This window comes from Natronoarchaeum sp. GCM10025703 (assembly GCF_042661985.1).
In the GTDB taxonomy this organism is placed as follows: domain Archaea; phylum Halobacteriota; class Halobacteria; order Halobacteriales; family Natronoarchaeaceae; genus Natranaeroarchaeum.
The window spans coordinates 2,461,623-2,479,288 of sequence record NZ_JBHSZF010000001.1; the positions used below are offsets into that span (position 1 = coordinate 2,461,623).

The window sequence follows — 17,666 nt, forward strand, 5'->3', positions numbered from 1 at the left end:
CGGGGTGCGGGAGTCAAACAGCTATCAGGGGACCGACTGGACCGTCGGCACGGCTACTGCATCGAGCACGTCGGTGACGAGCGCGGCCGTCGAGACGCCGTCCACTTTCGCTTCCGGCGTCAGTACGAGGCGATGGGCAAGCACGGGTTCGGCGACCTCGGCCACGTCGTCCGGCGTCACGTAATCGCGGCCGACCATCGCCGCCCGGGCCCGGGCGGCTTCGAGCAGGCTCTGGGTCCCGCGCGGCGAGACGCCGACCGAGACCTGCCGTAGCGAGCGGGTTCGACGGGCAATCTCGGCGAGGTAGGAGACGACGTCATCGGTGACCTGGACGGTTTCGGGGACCTGTCGGAGGTCGATCACCGATTGTTCGGAGATTGCGCGCTCGACGCTCGGAGCCTGTTCGACGCGGCCGAGTCGGCGGTGGAGCAGTTCCTCCTCGCCTGCCTCGTCCGGGTAGCCGATAGAGCTTTTCACCAGGAAGCGGTCGACCTGCGCCTCGGGGAGCGGGAACGTCCCTTCCTGATCGACGGGGTTCTGCGTCGCGATGACGAAGAAAGGATCCGGGAGTTCGTGCGTGTCGCCGTCGACAGTGACCTGTCCCTCGCCCATCGCTTCGAGCAGTGCGGCCTGGGTCTTCGGCGGCGCACGGTTGATCTCGTCGGCCAGCACCACGTTCGCAAAGATCGGCCCTTTGCTGAACTCGAAGCTCCCGTCCTCCTCGTTGAAGATGTGTGTCCCGGTCACGTCAGTCGGCAGCAGATCGGGAGTAAACTGCACACGGGAGAAGGAAAGTCCGAGTGCGGATGCAAAACTGTTCGCGGTGAGCGTCTTCCCGGTCCCCGGTACGTCCTCCAGCAGGACGTGCCCGCGGGAGACGACGCCCAGCAGTACGGTTTCGAGAAACTCTCTATCAGCGATAACGGCACCAGAAATGGAGTCGAGGACGGCTTCACACTCCTCGCTCGCTTCAGCTACGTCCATGACTTGGTACGAACAGTCGCCCCACATATGTGTACCGATGCCACTCGTGTGGTGAACCGAAACGGATAAACTGGTAGCCCCTGAATCGATTAATGAGCCGAGGTAGCCTAGCCTGGCCAAGGCGGTTGCTTCGAGAGCAACTGTCCGCTAAGGACACAGGAGTTCAAATCTCCTCCTCGGCGTTTTTCTCGCGAACAAATCCGCGAGAGACCTCCGTGTCTCTCGTACTCGTGAGCGTGAAAACCTCACGCGGAGATTTGAACGAGAGAAGACGCAGCCCGACCGGAGGGAGCGACCGTCTTCGCGTGGTTCACAATCTCCTCCTTGGCGCTTCTACGCGAGCAACGCTCCCCACTGGCCCGCGCTCTCAGAAACCGAACCACTACAGTTGACCTCCTCCCACGGCTAAAGCCGTGGGCTTTCGCCTGTACCTTCTGTAAGGGTAATTACCATAGCCGTCGAAGATGGCGTATGAACGCCTGGAAACTGTTCACTGCGGTGGGTGCGGGCGTGACGACGGCGTTGCTCGTTGCAGTGGTGATTATCGAACTGCTCCAGATCGAGTTCTCGGCGCTCGTCGGACTTCCGGTCGGAGTGATCACCGGGATCATCGTTACTGTGTGGCTGGGGGATCGTTCGACGAGCTACCGGTCGGCGTTCGTCGAGCGGCAACTGCCTACGCGGCGTTCGGAATGACGATACTCGCGGTGTTCGCAGTGCGGTACGTCAACCTCGGCAGGAACGTCCTGTCGCTCGAGGTTGCGATAGGTCTCGGCCTCGCTGCGGTCGGCGTCGTATATCTGGCACTGTTACGATCCGATCGAGCACTCCCGTGACGGGGCGACGAGTCAGGCCGTGCGACTGACCGGTACTCGCTCGGAAAGTCGCTCCATCACTGCGATATCGACGCGGCCGCGATCCCGCAACCGTTCGAGGGTGCGGAGATAGCCTGCGAGCGGCGCGAGCTGTGCGTGGTTTGCGATGTCGTACAGGTGACACCAGAGGTGGAGATGCGTGTCCCGCTCGATGGCGTGCATCGTCGCCCGCTCGAGATACTGGCGGTGGAACCGCTGTCGGATCCGCGTCGGGACTGCCCGGAACAGTGGCTCTGCTGGGCGCTTTCCGGAGGAAGCGACGCCGCAGCGAGGTTCGGGTACGTGGTGCTCAGCGTCCGACAGACGCCGTCTTCGATGGTCGGATCGCCCATCGGCGGCGGCCCGAGAAGTAGCTCTTTCGCCCGGCCGAGCCGACTGCTCGCGCGCCTGTTAGCGGCCTCCCGAACGACGTCGATCCCGTTCGACCGAAGGACGTGACTCGGTGGCGTCATATGACGCGGCGGGACGAGCGAGCAAGTGCGTTCACCCAGGATATCCTCGTGGACGCGCTGGGCGTGGTCGAGGTCGGCATCGGCCGCGGTAGTGCTCACGGTCCCGTGGGGCGTGTGTGAGAACGTGTGTGTGCAGAGTTCGTGGTCAGTGTCTCGTGTCCGCACGTTCTCGATCATATCCGGCGCGTAAAACAGCGGATCGACTGCGACGTCTGTCCCGGGGTCGGCGTCGAACCAGCCGTCGGGATACGGGCCGTCGTGTGACCCCTCGCAGGAGGCGAGAAACAGGTGGCCGACGGCGTCAAAGGAGATGGGAATCTCCGTCTCGTCACAGACGTCCAGTAACTGCCGGAGGAACTCTCGTTCGGCCCGGCCGTCCTCGCTGAGGTGGCCGTACTCGCCGATATCGTGGACGCCCCAGCCGAGTTCGATTTCGACGCTCAATGTCACGGTTCCGGTCATCGTCTATGTACTGGATCGTAGGCGGAAAGCCCGTTGTTGCCAGTTAGTATCCAGTCAATTACTATCTGGCCACGTACCGTCCCCACGAACGTATTCATACGTCGTCGTCGTAGTTCGTCAGAGGGATGGTACAGACAGCAGAGTACGCAGTCAGGCTATTCAGAATCCGGCGACCTCCAGGGGTTCTTCGATCTGTACGAGACGGTGTTCGGCGACGAGCGGAGCGACGAGTGGTTCGACTGGAAGTATCGCAACAACCCGTACGTCGAAGGGGTGCCGATCCAGGTGGCGACGGACGGGACCGGAACTATCGTCGGCGCACGGCCGGTGTTCGCTCTGCCGCTATCCATCGACGCCGAGCGGGTACTGGCACTACAGCCGTGCGATACGATGGTCCATCCGGACCACCGACGGCAGGGGTTGTTCACGCGGATGACCGAGCGGGTGATCGAGCGGTACGCCGATCACGAGGCGGCGCTGTTTTTCAATTTTCCGAACCGGTACACCAGGGCCGGTAACGAGAAACTGGGGTGGGATGTGCTCGGACAGGTCCCGACGTACTACCGGTTTCAGCACCCCTCGGCGTGGCTCTCGACGGATTCGCTCGTCCGGAACGCCGCCGGCGTGGCGGCGGATGCGATTGCACGTGGATACGCGGGGATCAGGACGTCGCTCACCGACGCGCCCGGGGGAATCACGGTGACGCGAACCGACCGAGTGCCAGCCGACGTGCTCGCGTCGTTGTATACCGAGGCAGTGCCGTCGGGAATCCACACGCCGCGGGACCGGGAGTTCTGTCACTGGCGCTACGAGAACCCGGACTGGTGGTATCGGTACTACGTCGCCCGACGGAACGGCGACCCCGTCGGCGCTGCTATCGTCGGTAGGAGGACCGGTCGGAATGGCGCGGTACGACTCACGGACATCCTGCCGGTCACTCTGCAACCGGACCCCACGGTCGCCCTGCTGCAGGCGATCATCTCGGACACTGCCGATCACAACGCGATCCTTGCCCCGTCGACGCTACCGACATCCGTTCTCTCGGCATTCGGGTTCCATGGGGACACGGCGTTCCCGCTTTCGAGGGTCAGTTCGCCGACGATGCTCGCGGTCAGACCGGCGGCACTGGATCCGGACGCATGGTCGCCCGAGGTCCGGTCGGCGGCGACGCTCTCGAACTGGGAGATCACGTTCGCCGAGCAGGACACCAGCTAAAAAATCGAACGGGCGGTCAGTCGTCGGCCAGGACGACCGGTCCGTCGCCGGACACGGACAGGAGTCGATCCATCGCGTCGACCATCGCACTGACCGACGCGGAGGTGATATCCGTGTCGCTGTTGGCGACCGTCACGGAGTGGTCGCCGCGACTCATCTCGACTTCGACCGTGACGACGGCGTCGGTACCGCCGGTGATCGCATCGACTTCGTACGATTCGAGCGTGACGTTGGCCGCTTTGCCGAGCGCCTCTCGGACCGCACTGACGGCGGCGTCGACCGGGCCACTGCCGGTTCCGGAGGCGACCCGTTCCTCGTCGTCGACGCGCAGGCGGACGCTCGCGGTCGGGATGCCGCCCCCGCTGGCCGCGGTGAGATCGAGCAGTTCGACGCGGCGCTCGCGGTCGGTGCCCTTGACGTCCTCGGCGATAGCCAGCAGATCAGCATCGGTGACTCGCTTGCCGCGGTCACCGATCTCCTTGACCCGCTTGACGACCTCGGTGAGTTCCTCGTCGTCGACCGAGACGCCGTGTTCTTCGAGGGCGGCGCGTGCGCCGGCGCGACCGGTGTGCTTGCCGAGTACGATCCGTCGTTCGCGGCCCACTTTCTCCGGCGGGTATGGCTCGTACATCCGGTCGTCCTTGAGCGTCCCGTCGGTGTGGATGCCGCTCTCGTGGGTGAAGGCGTTCTCGCCGGTCACCGCCTTGTTCGGCGGTAGCTGTACACCTGTGGCCTGTGCGACTGCCTGGCCGAGGCTGTACAGTTGGGTCGTGTCGGCAGTCTCGATTCCGTAGTTGTGATCGAGTGCGATAGCGACCTCTTCGAGTGCGACGTTGCCGGCGCGCTCACCGAGGCCGTTGATCGTCCCGTGGACGAGATCCGCGCCCGCGGCGACGCTCGCCAGCGCGTTCGTCAGCCCCATCCCGAGGTCGTCGTGGGTATGAGTGCTGACAGGGCCGTACTCCGCGAGCGCGGAGACGACCTCGTAGGATCGCTCCGGACCTGCATGGCCGACGGTGTCGGCGTAGCACGCCCGGGTGGCTCCGGCGTCAAAGGCCGTCGCCATCAGCTCCTCTAAGAACGCCAGATCGGCGCGGCTGCCGTCCTCGGCGATCACTTCGGTCCAGAGACCGTGATCGCGGGCGTACTCGACCAGTTCCGCGGTGTCGGCGATCACCTGCTCGCGGGTGGTGTCGACCTTGGTCTCGATGTGGCGGTCGCTCCCCGGCACGACGATGGTGACGCCGTCGACGTCACAGTCGAGCGCGAGGTCGATGTCGTTTTTGACGCCGCGAGCGAAACTCGTGATCGTCGCGTCGAGGTCCAGATCCGTCACTTTCCGGATCGTTCGGCGCTCGCCCTCGCCGGTACAGGCGCTGCCGGCCTCGATCACGTCGACCTGTGCCCGGTCCAGCGCGCGGGCGATGTCGGCCTTCTCGTCGGGCGTCAGCGAGATGCCCGGCGCTTGCTCGCCGTCTCGCAGCGTCGTGTCCAGAAGCGATACCTCTGTCTCGTCGTCGTACAGCGGATTCGTGGCGGGGTCGCCACCGAAGAAGCCCTGCGTGTCTCCCGGTTGCACGCGTGAGTCACTCGTCCCCGAGAATTTCTCGGCCAGCCAGGTTGCCCCGACTTCCTCTATCCTCGGAATCCGACTGAGAGGAATCCTCTCGTGTCATATCCATCGTGGTAAAAGCGCACACGGCAGATAAACTTCACGGTTCCACAGTTTCTGTCCCTGATTCCGGGAGGGGGCAGGGACAGATCCCGGCACGGCAGCCGAGTTCGAGCGGAGACGTTTCGACTCAATGAGCGGTCTCCCGAGAACATAACCGCTCACGGCGCCACGGTCACTCGATCGCCAACCGAGACCGCTTCGGCGGCCCCCGCCGGCAGTTCGATCACCAGATCGGCCTCCCCGCTGGCGAGACCGGTCCACGCCGAGAGGGTCTCGCTTAGTGTCACCTCGCCGTCGGCGATCCAGACGGCATCGAGCGAAAAGGGGACGAAGAGCATGTGGAGACTGCGAGCCCCCACGCCGTCGAACTCGAAGACGAGCGCGTAGTCGTCGGGGATCGAACGCCGGAACATGAGGCCGCGGCCGCGCGAGACGATGCCCGTCGCGCGGTCGACGGTGGCGGCCAGCGTCTCCCCGCTGTCTTCGTGGCGTACCCGCACGGCTTAGTCGTCGGCGGTCGCGTCGCCCGCACCTGCTTCGGCGGCGACATCGTCGCCGATGCTCGGCGGATACTTGCCGCGATCGAGTGTCACGTCCGACTGCGGGCGAGCCATGCATGTCAGCGCGTAGTTCTCGGCTTCTTCCTCGGTGAACCCACGGGCGGCGGGCTGAGTGACCTCCCCCTCGACGATTTCGGCGGTACAGGCCAGACACATCCCGACACGACAGGAGTACTCCTGTGCGATCCCCTCTTCGAGGCAGCGGCTGAGAATCGTCTCCGTGTCCGAAACCGTGATCTCCTCGTCACGGCCGACGAACTCGACGGTGTACTCGGTCATACTCCTCTGCTACGAACGACCTTGATAAAACTCTTTATTCCCTTGGTCCGCCGCGCGCCGGCGACCTGATCAATCCGCGCTCCCCGTCTCGACGCCCAGTCGTTCGGCCCACGCCTCGGGCACTGGCCGCGGCTTCTCGTCCTCGTCGAGGATCACTTGCGTCGTCTGCGCGCTGGCCGCGCGGTCGCCGTTAGCACGGATTTCGTAGTCCAGCGTCACGCTCGTCGTGCCGATATCGGCGACGCGGATCGCAACGGTGACCTCGTGGTCGACGAGAATCGGCGATTCGTAGTCCACCTCGACGTGGGCGATGACCGTCGAGATGTCCCGGTTGCCGATCACGTCGCGGAAGAAGTCGATCCGTGCGGACTCCAGATAGGTGACGTAGACCGCGTTGTTGACGTGCCCGTAGGTGTCGAAGTCGTTGTATCGCTTCTCTATCGTCGTCGTGTAGCCGTACTCGCTCACGTCTACCGTGAGGCTACTTCGGGACAAGTATGTTGTCGTCGCGGGGGCCAGCGGCCGAATCCGAAGTAAAACGTTTTGACCGTGGGGGTACGACCCGTCTTTATGACTACATCGGAGCACGACGTCGTCGTCGTCGGGGCAGGTACATCCGGCTGTTACGCCGCTGCAACGGCGGCAAACGCCGGCCTCGACGCCGTCATCGTCGAGCGCAAGGACGCCGAGGAAGCAGGACATATCGCCTGTGGAGACGCTTTGAAGGGTGCGTCGGAGTTCCCCGAATCCATCCCGCGATCGAAGATCGAGCCCTCCTTTACCAACACCGGGGTCGACCACGGGCGGTTCGAGATCCCGCAGGAGGACACGGTTCTCGAAATTCCCGTCCCCGGCGAACTCGCGGTGATCGACCGGCTGGAGTTCGGGCGACTGCTCATCGAGGGTGCCGAGGAAGCCGGTGCCGATATCCACTACGACACGGTCGTCAAAGACGTCACACAGACCGACGATGGCCGGGTCACGGGTATCGAGGCAGTCCGAAAAGACGAGCCCAGAACGTACGAGGCGGAAGTCGTCGTCGACGCCGCTGGCGCCCTATCGGTGCTTCAGGACTTCGCGGACCTGGGCGATGCGACGTTCGACACGAACGTCACCTACTCGCAGTTCTGTTCGGCGTACCGCGAGATCATCCACGTCGACGAGCCAGTCGAGTGGGACGACGCCCTCGTGTTCAAACCGACCGAACGCGCCGCGGGCTATCTCTGGTACTTCCCGCGGACCGAGACGGAGATCAACGCCGGGCTTGGCTTCCAGATGAACGAGGAGCCGATGAAACTCGTCGACGACCTCAAGCAGGATCTGGAGAAACGCGAGGAGTTCGACGGCGCAGAGGTCGAGGACAAACTCGGCGCGGCGCTCCCGACGCGACGGCCCTACGACTCAGCAGTCGCGCCGGGCTACGTGGCCGTCGGCGACGCCGCTGCTCACGTCAATCCGACGACCGGGGGCGGAATCGCCGGCGCGGCCTACGCCGGCCAGTACGCCGCGGAAGCGGCGGTCGACGCCCTCTCGAACGGCGGCCCGACCGAGGATGCCCTGTGGGAGTACAACGAGCGAGTGATGGACCACTTCGGCGGGCGCTACGCCGCGCTGGACGTCTACAACATCCACATCACGGGCGGCGAACTGGACGAACTGACCAGCCTGCTGGCGGCCCTGCCGGGCGAACAGATCGCCGAGGGGCTTTACTCCGGGTCGGCGTCGATCCCCCTGTCGGTGAAGCTCAAGACCGCCTACAAGAGCTTTGGCCACTGGGGCAGTATCTACACCCTGTATCAGACCAAACAACTCGCCGACGAACTGCTCGAACACTACGACGATTACCCCTCCTCGCCCGAGGGGTTCGATGCCTGGCAATCCCGTCGTGACGAGCTAATGGATCAGATCTACGAGACCACGGGCGCGGATCGCAAGTACTGATCCGCACACGCTCATGGGATCGAACACTCGTCGGCGACTGCTGCAGGGGCTTGGAGCCGGCACCATCGCGCTTGCTGGCTGTTTCGGCGGCGATGGGGACGACCCCCAAAACGGCACCGGAGCGGAAAACGGTGACGAGGGTGAAACCGGCGAACAGGACGAGGGCACCGAAGACGACCCGACGGGCGAGGAGGACGAGTCGGAGGAGTTGGAGATTCCCGCCCCCGTCGACTGGACCGACGAATCCCGCGCGACCATCGAGGTCGGTCAGGGCGGCGAGGACGCCTTCGTGCCGGATGCCGTTCGCGTCGAGACCGGAACGACGCTTCGCTGGGTCTGGATGACGGACGGCCACAGCGTCGTTCCGACCCACCAGCCCTCGGACGCCGGATTCGAGGGAAGCGAGTCGGTCGAAGACGGCGGCTTCGAGTTCGAGTTCGTTCCGGAGACGCCGGGCGAGTACCGCTACGTCCGCGAGGAACACGAGGAGATGGTGGGCTACCTCGTCGTCGAGGAGTGAGTTAGCAACGAATTCTGGGACCCCGGTAGGGGTTCTCGATCCTGTCGTTCTGTGACCAGCTAGCTGGTCGGCTCGCGGTCGCTCAGACGCGTGATCGCTCCGGACAGGACGTCGACACCGATCGGCAGGCTTGCCTCGTCGACGTCGAAGGTCGCGGTGTGGTGGCCGCCGGGGTGGTCGGTGCCGATGCCGACGTAGCAGGCGAGGCCGCCGTTGTCCTGCACTTCCTGCATCAGATACGTGGCGTCCTCGCTCCCGCCGAGAGCGGCGTGTTCGACGACCGACTCCACGCCGTCGACGCTGTCTGCGACGTCCGCGACCGTCTCGGCGATCTCCGGATCGCTGTCGGCGCTCGGTGCGCTCGCTCCTTTCTCGATCGACACCTCACAGCCGTGCATCGTGGCGGCCCCGTCGACCACGTCGTAGGCCCGGTCGAGCATGTAGTCGCGGAGCGCGGTCGTGTCGCCACGGACCTCGCCCTCGATGCGGGCCTGCTCGGCGACGATGTTCGAGGCGGAACCGCCCTCGATGACGCCGGCATTGACTCGCGTCCCACCGTTCTCGTGGCGGGGGATGGCGTAGAGGTTCTGGACGGCCGCGGCGACCGCCTGATTGGCGTTGTTGCCCAGTTGTGGCTGTGCGCCCGCGTGAGCGGAGTCGCCCGTGAACTCGATTTCGAGTTGCGTGACGGCCAGGAACTCGCCGATGCCCGCCACGACTTCACCGGTCGGATGGCTCAGTCCGACGTGGGCCGCGAGCAGGTAATCCACGTCGTCGAGATGGCCGCTCTTTGCCATCGCCCGGCCACCGCCGATGACCTCCTCGGCTGGCTGGAAGAGGAGTTTGAACGTCCCCGAGAAGTCACTGTCAGCGATGGCTTCCAGCACGCCGACGCCGAACGTCGCGTGGGCGTCGTGTCCGCAGGCGTGCATCGCGCCGGTTTCCGAGCGGAATCCTTCCGCGGCGGGGACGTGGCTCTCGTCGTCGGCTTCGGGCCGCGGTAGGCCATCAATGTCGACGCGGAGGCCGACCGTCGGCCCCTCGCCGCGTTCGAGGACTGCGACTGCGCCGGTGTGCCCGCCGGCCATCGGTTCGAGCACGTCCGGGTCGCTTCCCTCACGGTCGGAAAGTAGCTCCTGAGCGCGCTCGAACCAGCTATCGATCTCCCTGTCGTCTGGTACCGCCGCTCTGTCCTCGCTCGAAAGCGCGTCCTCGCCGACGTGTAGTTCGTCGACGCCGATCCGCTCGACTTCTTCGAGGATCCGTGCGGTGGTGTAGAACTCCCGCCACGCGGGTTCTGGCCGTCTGTGCAGGTCGCGCCGGAGTTCGACAAAGTGATCGTACCGACTGGTCTGTGACATACCGATGCCTTGGGAGAGCGGTTACTTAATGGCTCCCGCGAAAAAACTGAGCTACGATCCCGAGCCGACCTGACTGATCTGCTTGACCTCGACCTCGACGTGGAGGAGTTCGGGAACTGCTTTGCCGCGATCTTTCGGGCGATGTCGTCGTGGCCGACGATCTCGATCTCGCGGGTGTAGACGGTGTAATCCCAGGAGGTGAACTCCGCGCCGCCGGTCGTCCGCTTGGCCTGCGGGACTCGAAGCCGCTCGGGGGATTTCGAGTGGGGACCGTTCATTTCGACGCCTTTTCGTTCGGTCGTCGAGCGGATATCCTCGACGACGCTGTCGAGGACCGCCCGATCGCCGCTCTGCAGGATTAGTTTCGTGATGAAGGTCATGCTGGGGGTTGGATAATGTATGCTCGCTCCGGGGGTAAAAAGCCGTCCCTATCGATTTCACATGTGTGTGGCCCTCACGATGGGGCTCGCGAATCGGTGTCGGTGAACACCCCAAGACACCCGTCGTCCGATATTCTCTTAACGGGTGGCCGTTTACTTTAGTTCAATGACGGTTGAAGCGACGAGCGCGGGCGCGATCCTCTTTCGGGATACGCGGGGCCGCCGGGAGTATCTCCTCCTCAAAAGCCGCCCCGGGGACTGGGAGTTCCCCAAAGGCGGCGTCGAGGGGACCGAAGAGCTCCAGCAGACGGCTATCCGTGAGGTCGAAGAGGAAGCAGGTATCGCCGATTTCCGACTACTCGATGGGTTCCGCGAGGACTACGATTACGTCTTCGAGGCCGACGGCAACACGATTCACAAGACTGTCCACTTGTTCATCGCCAGGTCGTTCGAGGCCAGCGCGGAGCTCTCCCACGAGCACCGCGACCTCCAGTGGCGTGATTACGAGCAGGCGATCAACACGATCACTCAGGACGGCCCACGGGAGATTCTCGAACAGGCCCACGAGTTCCTGAACGAACGCGAAGAAGACGACGAAAAGTAACGCCCCCGCTCCACGGCGACAGTATACCCTCGGGGAGCATCCCCACAGCGGCGCGTCTCTCCTCAGTCTTCCGCGTCGGGATCGAACTCCAGTGAGGCCGAGTTGATGCAGTAGCGCTGGCCCGTCGGCTCCGGCCCGTCGTCGAACAGGTGGCCCAGATGGCCTTCACAGCGGGCACAGACGACTTCGGTTCGATTCATACCGTTGCTTCGGTCGACCCGTGTCTCGACGTTCTCCTCGTCGACGGCGTCGTAGAAGCTCGGCCACCCGCTCCCCGAATCGAACTTCGTGTCGGCCTCGAACAGGGTCAGCCCACAGCCGGCACACGCGAACTCGCCGTCCTCTTTGACGTCTAGATACTCGCCGCTGAAACGAGGCTCCGTCCCCGCTTCTCGCAGCATCTCGTACTCCTCGTCGGTGAGGCGGTCACGCCATTCGGCGTCGGTCTCCGGCAGGTCGTCGGTCTGCTGATCGCTCATGTCTCTACGCAGGGTCGCGAGGTGAAAAGGGCTGTCGACGGCGGCGACCGGCGCGGAGACTGGTGCCGCTGGATTCCCCCGACAGATCGCTCCAGCTTGGCACAAACAGGTTGAGTACCGCGACAACGATCCCGGCGAGTCCCATTCGGATGCCGGCGACGATCCAGTTCTGTTTCGAGATCGATCCGAGATAGGCGCCGAACCCGAACAGTACGGTGACGCCGATACCGATCGACACGAGCGTCGCTTCGAGCAGCGAGAAGAGGACGTCGTGTGCGAGAAACGGTAACAACGGCAGGATGATTCCGATGAGTGGCCCGATCCCGCTTGCCACCGCGTTGATCGCACGAGCGCTCCGACGTCGCTGCTCGACCATGGTCCCGTCGAGGTCGGTCAACATGGAGCGTTCGATCCGCAACTGTTCGGCCTGTTTCTCGGCGCGTTCGATCTCCCAGACGCTCCAGACGCCGGAGGTTCCCAGTCCGACGCCCGCCCCGATGCCGATCATGAACACGGTGATGCCGTCTGAGACGCCGGAGAGGTACGCGCCGACGACGACGCCGATACACGTCAGGGTACCGTCGAACCCGTTCGAGATCAGGTAGCGCCGAGAGATCGAGCGAACCTCGTCGTCCTCCAGGAGGCTACGGAGGGAATCCACGAACGACACCGACTCACCGATCCTGTGGCGTCCCGCTCTGTTCGACCAGGCGGTCGCCGCAGACGACCTGATCGATCGAGTGAACCGCGCCGCCGATCCTCTCGACGGTCGCTTCGACGGCGTCAGCGTCGAGGTCGTCGCCCTCGAGAGTCACTTTGACTGTCTGGACGTTCCGGTCGGTCTCGACCAGGACGGTGTTGGCACCAGTGACTCCCGAGCAGTCGGCGATAGTGGCAGTGAACTCCAGGATATCCGGGTCGTACGGCTTCAGGACGTCGAGGACGAGACGCCGTAATGGTGGTGTCATGCTCCAAAGTAACACCATCGGCGGCCTTATCGCTGGGGGAGCGTGATCCATCGAGATACCCGAACAGCGCGAGGAGTGCCTGGGAAAACCCCAGAGCGTCGGCCGCATCACTGCCGCTCCATCCGTTTGACGAGCGCGGCGACGGCGAAATACCCCGGGAGACAGATGCCAAGAACGACTGCGAGAAGCCCCCAGTCCGCCGTGCCAAGCGGCACCGTCCCGAAGTAGCGGTTGAGCGGCGTATACAGGACGGCAAGCTGGAGGATGATCGACGCCGCCACGGCGGTTATCAGCCACGGGTTCGATAGCGTCGGCGTCTCCCGTAGCCAGCGGATGACGTAGAGCCCCGCAAACTCGAGGAAGACGAATCCCGTAAACACCATCGTCATCGTGTACGGCGTGATTGCGGCCGCACCCTCCAGCGTGTAAAACATGAGCGCGAGCAGGGTCACGGTAGTCACGGTACCCATGCCGCCGATCAGTCCGATCATCTGGCGGCCGATGATCCCGCCACTGGGATCGCGCGGTGGCCGCTCCATCACGTCGCCGCTCTCGGGGTCGGCACCGAGGGCGAGCGCCGGGAGTCCATCGGTTAGCAGGTTGATCCATAGCAACTGGACCGCCGGCAGGATGAGGTAGCCGTACAGCGAGGCCACGAAGACGATAGCCACCTCGGCGACGTTCGCGCTAAGCAGGTAGGCGACGAACTTCCAGATGTTGTCGAAGATCGCTCGCCCGCGTTCGACCGCGCGTTCGATCGTCGCGTAGTTGTCGTCTAGCAACACGATGTCGGACGCCTGCCGTGCTACGTCGGTCCCCCGTTCCCCCATCGCGACGCCGACGTCGGCGTTTTTCAGTGCCGGGGCGTCGTTGACGCCGTCGCCCGTCATCGCGACGTCGTGGCCCTCGGCCTGGAGCGCTTGCAGGATCCGAACCTTGTGTTCCGGTGACGTTCGGGCGAAGACGTCGACGGAGTCGACTCGCTCGCGAAGCACGTCGTCGGCCATTCCCTCGATCTCTCTGCCGGCGAGGGCCTGCGTGCCGATCCCGAGGGATTCGGCGATCGCTCGCGCCGTCCTCACGTTATCACCGGTCACCATCTTCACGTCGATGCCGGCGCGCTGGGTCGCCGCGATGGCATCAGCGACCTCCTCCCGTGGCGGATCGATCATCCCTGCCAGCCCTACGAACGTCAAGCCCTCGGCGAGATCCTCGGCGTCCGCAGGCTCCTCGCGGTAGGCCATCGCGAGGACGCGAAGCGCGTCGTCGCCGAACTCCCCGACCATCGACTCGATCCGGTCGCGGGCGTCCGCGGAGAGCGCCACTGGTCCGTCGTCGGTCAGGATCCGATCGCAGTGGTCGACGACGACCTCCGGTGCGCCTTTCACGTAGCCAACGTCGTCGTGGACGGTTCCCATCCACTTCCGTTCGGACGAGAACGGCACCTCGTCGGTCCGGGGTTCTCCTCCCGGAGAGCGTCGATATCGAGGTCGTGACGGTCGGCCGCTTCGAGCAACGCCCGTTCGGTCGGGTCACCGTCGTCGTCGAGCGTCGAGTCGTTACAGAGCGCACTGATCCGTAGCAGCAGGTGCTCGCGCTCGGAGAGTGCTGCCGTCTCCTGGTCGACTTCGAGGACGCTATCGTTCGTCCACAGGGTGCTGACGGTCATCTGCCCTTTCGTGAGCGTTCCCGTCTTGTCGGTACAGACGGCGTCGACGGCACCGAGGGCCTCGACCGCTGGAAGCCGTCGCACGAGCGCGTTCTCCGCCGACATCTGGCGGACGCCCAGCGCCAGCGTCAACGTGACCACTGCCGGCAACCCCTCCGGAATCGCGGCGACCGCAAGCGAGACGGCGGTTAACCCGGCCTGAACCGCTGGCGTGCCCCGGAGTAGCAACAGCGGTGCGACCAGCACCGAGAGGACGAGGACGCCCAGACCGAGCGTCCGGCCCAGTTCGTCGAGTTCGTCCTGTAGCGGCGTTCGCGTCGCTTCGGTCGCCGCGAGTTCCTGTGCGATCTCGCCGACCTCGGTCTCCATCCCCGTTCCGGTGACGACAGCGACGCCCTTTCCGCGGGTGACGTTCGTCCCCTTGTAGACCATCGAGACGCGTTCGGCGAGAGAGGTGTCCCGCTCGACTGCGGACGCCGCTTTCGAGACCGGAACGCTCTCACCGGTCAGCGCCGCCTCGTCGACGTCCAGATCGGTTGCCTCGAGAAGCCGTCCGTCGGCGGGAACGACATCGCCGCCCTGCAGAACGACGATATCGCCGGGGACAAGCGCCGTGGCGTCGACGTCGCGCTCCTCTCCCTCGCGTCGAACGGTCGCCGTCGGCGTGGTCAGTTCACGAAGCGATTCGAGGCTGCGCTCGGCACGGTAATCCTGTACGAAACCGAAGAGCCCGTTGGCCACGACGATGATCGTAATCAGGACCGCGTCGACGGCGTGGCCCGCCCAGATCGACAGTCCGGCCGCGACGAGCAACACCCAGATCAGGACGCTATCGAACTGTGCGAGGAAGATCCCGAACGGCGAGCGGCCGCCGCCCCGAACGATCTCGTTTTCGCCGTACTCCTCGCGACGTTGCTGGACCTCGTCATCGGTCAGCCCCTCCGGTCGCGAATCGCAGTCCGCGAGGACGCGTTCCGGTGGCGTCGCGTGGATTGGATCGGACACAGTTTACACTACTGTACGCGGATCCAAAATCGTATGTGACCAGTTTGAGTTCTGATAGATAGACCCACTGGTCGGGACTGGTGTCGGCCGTCGAAAAGGGGTGGAGTCGCTACCGGAGACCGTCGACCGAATCTACATGTAGCCGAGGTCGCGCAGGCGCTCCATCAGGTCCTCTTTGTCCTGGGCGCGGCCGGCGCGTTCGGTCGTGTCTTCGAGGTCCTGCAGCCATGCAGGCTCCTCTGTCGTCTTCTCGGTCGATACTTCGCTGCCGAGCGAGCGGAACCCGGCGAAGTACTTCGGCGAGATGGGCACGTCGTCAGTCTCGATGCCTTCGGGGAGATCCTCGGCGCTCTCGGGGATGTAGCCCTCCTCGGGGAACCCTTCGACCGTGTCCGGGACGACGTAGTGCCAGAAGGCATCCCACACTGCGCGCTCCTCGAACTGGAGGATGGGCTGGATGCGGTCGTGCGGCGGGTAGATGTCCGGGTCGTGGCGCGGACTGAAGAACGTCTCGTCGGCGCGGGCTTCCTGCTCGTCCCAGCGCACGCCGGAGATGACGCCGTCGATGTCGTGCTCCTCAAGCGCGTCGTTCAGCGCGACGGTCTTGAGCAGGTGATTGCCGACGTAGGTGTCCAGCAGGAACGGGAAGGAGTCCTCCTCGTACTCGAGGATCTCTCGGACGTGGTGCTGGTTGTGCTCGGAGAGGTCGTCGATCGGGATGTCGTCCCCGGGCGAGAGGCCGTGCTCCTCGACGTACTGGCCGACGTCCTCGTTACGCGCGTAGATGACGTCCAGGTCCCACTCCTCGGCCCAGTGGTCGACGAAGTCGTGGAGACCGTCGAAATGCTGGAAGTGGTCGATGAAGACCGCCGGCGGCACCTCGAGGTCGTACCGTTCGGCGACTTCTTTGATGAAATACAGCGTGAGCGTCGAGTCCTTGCCGCCGGTCCACATCACGGCGGGGTTCTCGTACTCTTCGAGTCCGCGTCGAGTGACCTCGATCGCCTTCTCGATTTTGTCCTGCAGGGTGCCGTACTCCTCGGGCGTCTCGTCCGTACCGTCGTCGTAGTCGACGTCGGCGTACTCGGGAACGTCGTTCTGACTCATCGTGTAATTAGATATAATTAGGATCGGTAAAGTGCTTATGGGTCATTGACCGTGTGGTGGTCGTTGACGTAACACTTGGTGGTTGATGGGATCGATCAGTCGACCGGTTCCAGACATTCGCTACAGTAGGTCGCAGTCGTCCCATTCGGCGCGCCACAGTGCTGACAGCGGATGGTCTCGTCGTCTCGCAACCCGTCCATCGACGGCTCGCCGTCGCTGTCGATGGCAGTGTCCTCGGCGAGCACCTCCAGCAGTTCGTCAGTGTCCTCGACGTCGAGAGTATCGCCCTCGACGTACTTGTTGATGAGTTCGTCGTCACGAAGTATCTCCAGGCCTCGCAAAAGCCCCATGAACATGAGCGTCGGCGCGACGATAACGAACACCGTGACCGCGAGCCGCCACAGGACTGTGAGCGTCGACGGCTCCTCCATGCGAACCTGTAACGGTGCGACAAAAATACGTTTATTTTCGAGTGTGTGACAGGACATCGCGCTGTGCGGTAGCGACGCGCTTATTCCGATATGAACTTGTTGTCGCGCCAGTTGACGCCGCCGCCGCTCGAATCGCCCTCGCCCGCGCCTTCGACGACTTCGATCGAACTCGGCCGGGGGTCGCCGTCGACGATTCGGGTGGCTTCGAGATCGCCGTCGTTCTCGGTGATCGCTGTCAGTGTCCCTTTCTCGGACTGTTTTGCGATCTCGCAGAGCACGAGGAACATCTCGTACTGCAGGGTGGTGTTCTGCAGGACGGTCTCGCGGTCGCCTTTGAACGCGGCGAACTCCACGAGTTCGGACTCCGGTTCGTCCTCCTCTTCGTCGCCCCACGACGGGCCGCCCCGCTGGCGGCGGACCTCCTCGGGTTCCTCGTAGACGCGGTTCTCGGTAACGCTGGCTTTCAGTTGTGCTGTCGGTGTATATTTGCTCAGCGACTTGTCGGTCGCGACTGCTTTCAGAATCAACGTATTATTGCGACGAGTGATATCGACGTCCTCGATGCCTTCGGGTAGCGTTGGGTCGTCGAAGAAGTCGTGGACATCTTCGAGTGGCAGTTCCAGTGTCGAGTGGAGCCGATATACGTGGCTGGAATTATCTGTTGACATGGTGGTGTCGAGGGATTACGACGGCCGCTCG

The 17,666-nt window shown here is 64.1% G+C and carries 18 protein-coding genes, 1 tRNA gene and 2 pseudogenes; 6 read left to right on the top strand and 15 right to left on the bottom strand.

Features of this window, described 5'->3' with window-relative positions; translation table 11 throughout:
• Positions 1 to 24 precede the first annotated feature (24 nt).
• Positions 25 to 984 (bottom strand): AAA family ATPase, encoded by a 960-nt coding sequence (locus ACFQH2_RS13770; protein ID WP_377054514.1) that lies wholly within the window; start codon positions 982 to 984, stop codon positions 25 to 27.
• A 96-nt stretch (positions 985 to 1,080) separates the two neighbouring features.
• Here ACFQH2_RS13770 and ACFQH2_RS13775 point away from each other — a divergent pair.
• Both ACFQH2_RS13775 and ACFQH2_RS13780 read left to right on the top strand, forming a co-directional pair.
• A tRNA-Ser gene (locus ACFQH2_RS13775) sits at positions 1,081 to 1,166 on the top strand.
• A 289-nt stretch (positions 1,167 to 1,455) separates the two neighbouring features.
• Positions 1,456 to 1,680 (top strand): hypothetical protein, encoded by a 225-nt coding sequence (locus tag ACFQH2_RS13780; protein WP_377076845.1) that lies wholly within the window; start codon positions 1,456 to 1,458, stop codon positions 1,678 to 1,680.
• Positions 1,681 to 1,876: 196 nt separating this feature from the next.
• Here the strand turns inward: ACFQH2_RS13780 and ACFQH2_RS13785 are convergent, their stop codons facing one another.
• Entirely contained in the window at positions 1,877 to 2,773 is an 897-nt protein-coding gene (locus ACFQH2_RS13785; protein ID WP_377076846.1) for a polysaccharide deacetylase family protein, read from the bottom strand.
• A gap of 36 nt (positions 2,774 to 2,809) precedes the next feature.
• Here ACFQH2_RS13785 and ACFQH2_RS13790 point away from each other — a divergent pair, with 36 nt between their 5' ends.
• Positions 2,810 to 3,988 (top strand): GNAT family N-acetyltransferase, encoded by a 1,179-nt coding sequence (locus tag ACFQH2_RS13790; RefSeq protein ID WP_377076847.1) that lies wholly within the window; start codon positions 2,810 to 2,812, stop codon positions 3,986 to 3,988.
• A 16-nt stretch (positions 3,989 to 4,004) separates the two neighbouring features.
• Here ACFQH2_RS13790 and ACFQH2_RS13795 read toward each other — a convergent pair whose 3' ends face one another.
• From ACFQH2_RS13795 to ACFQH2_RS13810, 4 genes are all read right to left on the bottom strand, one after another.
• On the bottom strand, positions 4,005 to 5,513 hold the full coding sequence (locus ACFQH2_RS13795; RefSeq protein WP_377057092.1) for a (R)-citramalate synthase: 1,509 nt from the start codon (positions 5,511 to 5,513) through the stop codon (positions 4,005 to 4,007).
• Between the two features lie 308 nt (positions 5,514 to 5,821).
• The gene (locus ACFQH2_RS13800; RefSeq protein WP_377054522.1) at positions 5,822 to 6,163 is read right to left on the bottom strand and encodes a DUF192 domain-containing protein; all 342 of its coding nucleotides are present in this window, start codon (positions 6,161 to 6,163) and stop codon (positions 5,822 to 5,824) included.
• 3 nt (positions 6,164 to 6,166) lie between these two features.
• A complete protein-coding gene (locus tag ACFQH2_RS13805) occupies positions 6,167 to 6,502 on the bottom strand; it encodes a 2Fe-2S iron-sulfur cluster-binding protein (protein ID WP_377054524.1) in 336 nt (111 codons plus the stop codon).
• Between the two features lie 69 nt (positions 6,503 to 6,571).
• The gene (locus tag ACFQH2_RS13810) at positions 6,572 to 6,970 is read right to left on the bottom strand and encodes an acyl-CoA thioesterase (RefSeq protein WP_377054526.1); all 399 of its coding nucleotides are present in this window, start codon (positions 6,968 to 6,970) and stop codon (positions 6,572 to 6,574) included.
• Positions 6,971 to 7,072: 102 nt separating this feature from the next.
• On the opposite strand from ACFQH2_RS13810, the gene ACFQH2_RS13815 reads away from it, so the two are divergent.
• Complete coding sequence (locus ACFQH2_RS13815; protein WP_377054528.1) at positions 7,073 to 8,443, top strand: geranylgeranyl reductase family protein; 1,371 nt, start codon at positions 7,073 to 7,075, stop codon at positions 8,441 to 8,443.
• Between the two features lie 13 nt (positions 8,444 to 8,456).
• Positions 8,457 to 8,963 carry a cupredoxin domain-containing protein gene (locus tag ACFQH2_RS13820; protein WP_377054530.1) on the top strand — a complete coding sequence of 169 codons (507 nt, stop codon included), beginning with the start codon at positions 8,457 to 8,459 and terminating at the stop codon, positions 8,961 to 8,963.
• Positions 8,964 to 9,022: 59 nt separating this feature from the next.
• Here ACFQH2_RS13820 and ACFQH2_RS13825 read toward each other — a convergent pair whose 3' ends face one another.
• Positions 9,023 to 10,324 (bottom strand): amidohydrolase, encoded by a 1,302-nt coding sequence (locus tag ACFQH2_RS13825; protein ID WP_377054532.1) that lies wholly within the window; start codon positions 10,322 to 10,324, stop codon positions 9,023 to 9,025.
• Positions 10,325 to 10,375: 51 nt separating this feature from the next.
• Positions 10,376 to 10,704 (bottom strand): annotated as a pseudogene (locus tag ACFQH2_RS13830) (30S ribosomal protein S10).
• 166 nt (positions 10,705 to 10,870) lie between these two features.
• Here ACFQH2_RS13830 and ACFQH2_RS13835 point away from each other — a divergent pair.
• Positions 10,871 to 11,308, top strand: a complete 438-nt coding sequence (locus ACFQH2_RS13835) for a bis(5'-nucleosyl)-tetraphosphatase (protein ID WP_377054535.1) — start codon at positions 10,871 to 10,873, stop codon at positions 11,306 to 11,308.
• Between the two features lie 62 nt (positions 11,309 to 11,370).
• Here the strand turns inward: ACFQH2_RS13835 and msrB are convergent, their stop codons facing one another.
• From msrB to ACFQH2_RS13870, 7 genes and pseudogenes are all read right to left on the bottom strand, one after another.
• Complete coding sequence (gene msrB / locus ACFQH2_RS13840; protein ID WP_377054537.1) at positions 11,371 to 11,787, bottom strand: peptide-methionine (R)-S-oxide reductase MsrB; 417 nt, start codon at positions 11,785 to 11,787, stop codon at positions 11,371 to 11,373.
• 4 nt (positions 11,788 to 11,791) lie between these two features.
• Positions 11,792 to 12,448, bottom strand: coding sequence for a VIT1/CCC1 transporter family protein (locus ACFQH2_RS13845; RefSeq protein WP_377076848.1), 657 nt, complete (start codon positions 12,446 to 12,448; stop codon positions 11,792 to 11,794).
• A 13-nt stretch (positions 12,449 to 12,461) separates the two neighbouring features.
• Positions 12,462 to 12,755, bottom strand: coding sequence for a DUF211 domain-containing protein (locus ACFQH2_RS13850; protein ID WP_377054541.1), 294 nt, complete (start codon positions 12,753 to 12,755; stop codon positions 12,462 to 12,464).
• Between the two features lie 107 nt (positions 12,756 to 12,862).
• Positions 12,863 to 15,429 (bottom strand): annotated as a pseudogene (locus tag ACFQH2_RS13855) (calcium-translocating P-type ATPase, PMCA-type).
• 132 nt (positions 15,430 to 15,561) lie between these two features.
• Positions 15,562 to 16,536, bottom strand: a complete 975-nt coding sequence (locus ACFQH2_RS13860; protein WP_377054545.1) for a phosphoadenosine phosphosulfate reductase family protein — start codon at positions 16,534 to 16,536, stop codon at positions 15,562 to 15,564.
• A gap of 95 nt (positions 16,537 to 16,631) precedes the next feature.
• Entirely contained in the window at positions 16,632 to 16,967 is a 336-nt protein-coding gene (locus ACFQH2_RS13865; protein WP_377054547.1) for a DUF7577 domain-containing protein, read from the bottom strand.
• A gap of 80 nt (positions 16,968 to 17,047) precedes the next feature.
• Entirely contained in the window at positions 17,048 to 17,635 is a 588-nt protein-coding gene (locus ACFQH2_RS13870) for a DUF7110 family protein (protein WP_377054549.1), read from the bottom strand.
• Between the last annotated feature and the right edge of the window lie 31 nt (positions 17,636 to 17,666).

Coding starts and splice junctions, on each gene's coding strand:
- ACFQH2_RS13865 (WP_377054547.1), bottom strand. CDS start 16,967: ATGGAGGAGCCGTCGACGCTCACAGTCCTGTGGCGGCTCGCGGTCACG.
- ACFQH2_RS13860 (WP_377054545.1), bottom strand. CDS start 16,536: ATGAGTCAGAACGACGTTCCCGAGTACGCCGACGTCGACTACGACGAC.
- ACFQH2_RS13850 (WP_377054541.1), bottom strand. CDS start 12,755: ATGACACCACCATTACGGCGTCTCGTCCTCGACGTCCTGAAGCCGTAC.
- msrB (WP_377054537.1), bottom strand. CDS start 11,787: ATGAGCGATCAGCAGACCGACGACCTGCCGGAGACCGACGCCGAATGG.
- ACFQH2_RS13825 (WP_377054532.1), bottom strand. CDS start 10,324: ATGTCACAGACCAGTCGGTACGATCACTTTGTCGAACTCCGGCGCGAC.
- ACFQH2_RS13780 (WP_377076845.1), top strand. CDS start 1,456: ATGAACGCCTGGAAACTGTTCACTGCGGTGGGTGCGGGCGTGACGACG.
- ACFQH2_RS13785 (WP_377076846.1), bottom strand. CDS start 2,773: ATGACCGGAACCGTGACATTGAGCGTCGAAATCGAACTCGGCTGGGGC.
- ACFQH2_RS13805 (WP_377054524.1), bottom strand. CDS start 6,502: ATGACCGAGTACACCGTCGAGTTCGTCGGCCGTGACGAGGAGATCACG.
- ACFQH2_RS13835 (WP_377054535.1), top strand. CDS start 10,871: ATGACGGTTGAAGCGACGAGCGCGGGCGCGATCCTCTTTCGGGATACG.
- ACFQH2_RS13815 (WP_377054528.1), top strand. CDS start 7,073: ATGACTACATCGGAGCACGACGTCGTCGTCGTCGGGGCAGGTACATCC.
- ACFQH2_RS13820 (WP_377054530.1), top strand. CDS start 8,457: ATGGGATCGAACACTCGTCGGCGACTGCTGCAGGGGCTTGGAGCCGGC.
- ACFQH2_RS13870 (WP_377054549.1), bottom strand. CDS start 17,635: ATGTCAACAGATAATTCCAGCCACGTATATCGGCTCCACTCGACACTG.
- ACFQH2_RS13770 (WP_377054514.1), bottom strand. CDS start 984: ATGGACGTAGCTGAAGCGAGCGAGGAGTGTGAAGCCGTCCTCGACTCC.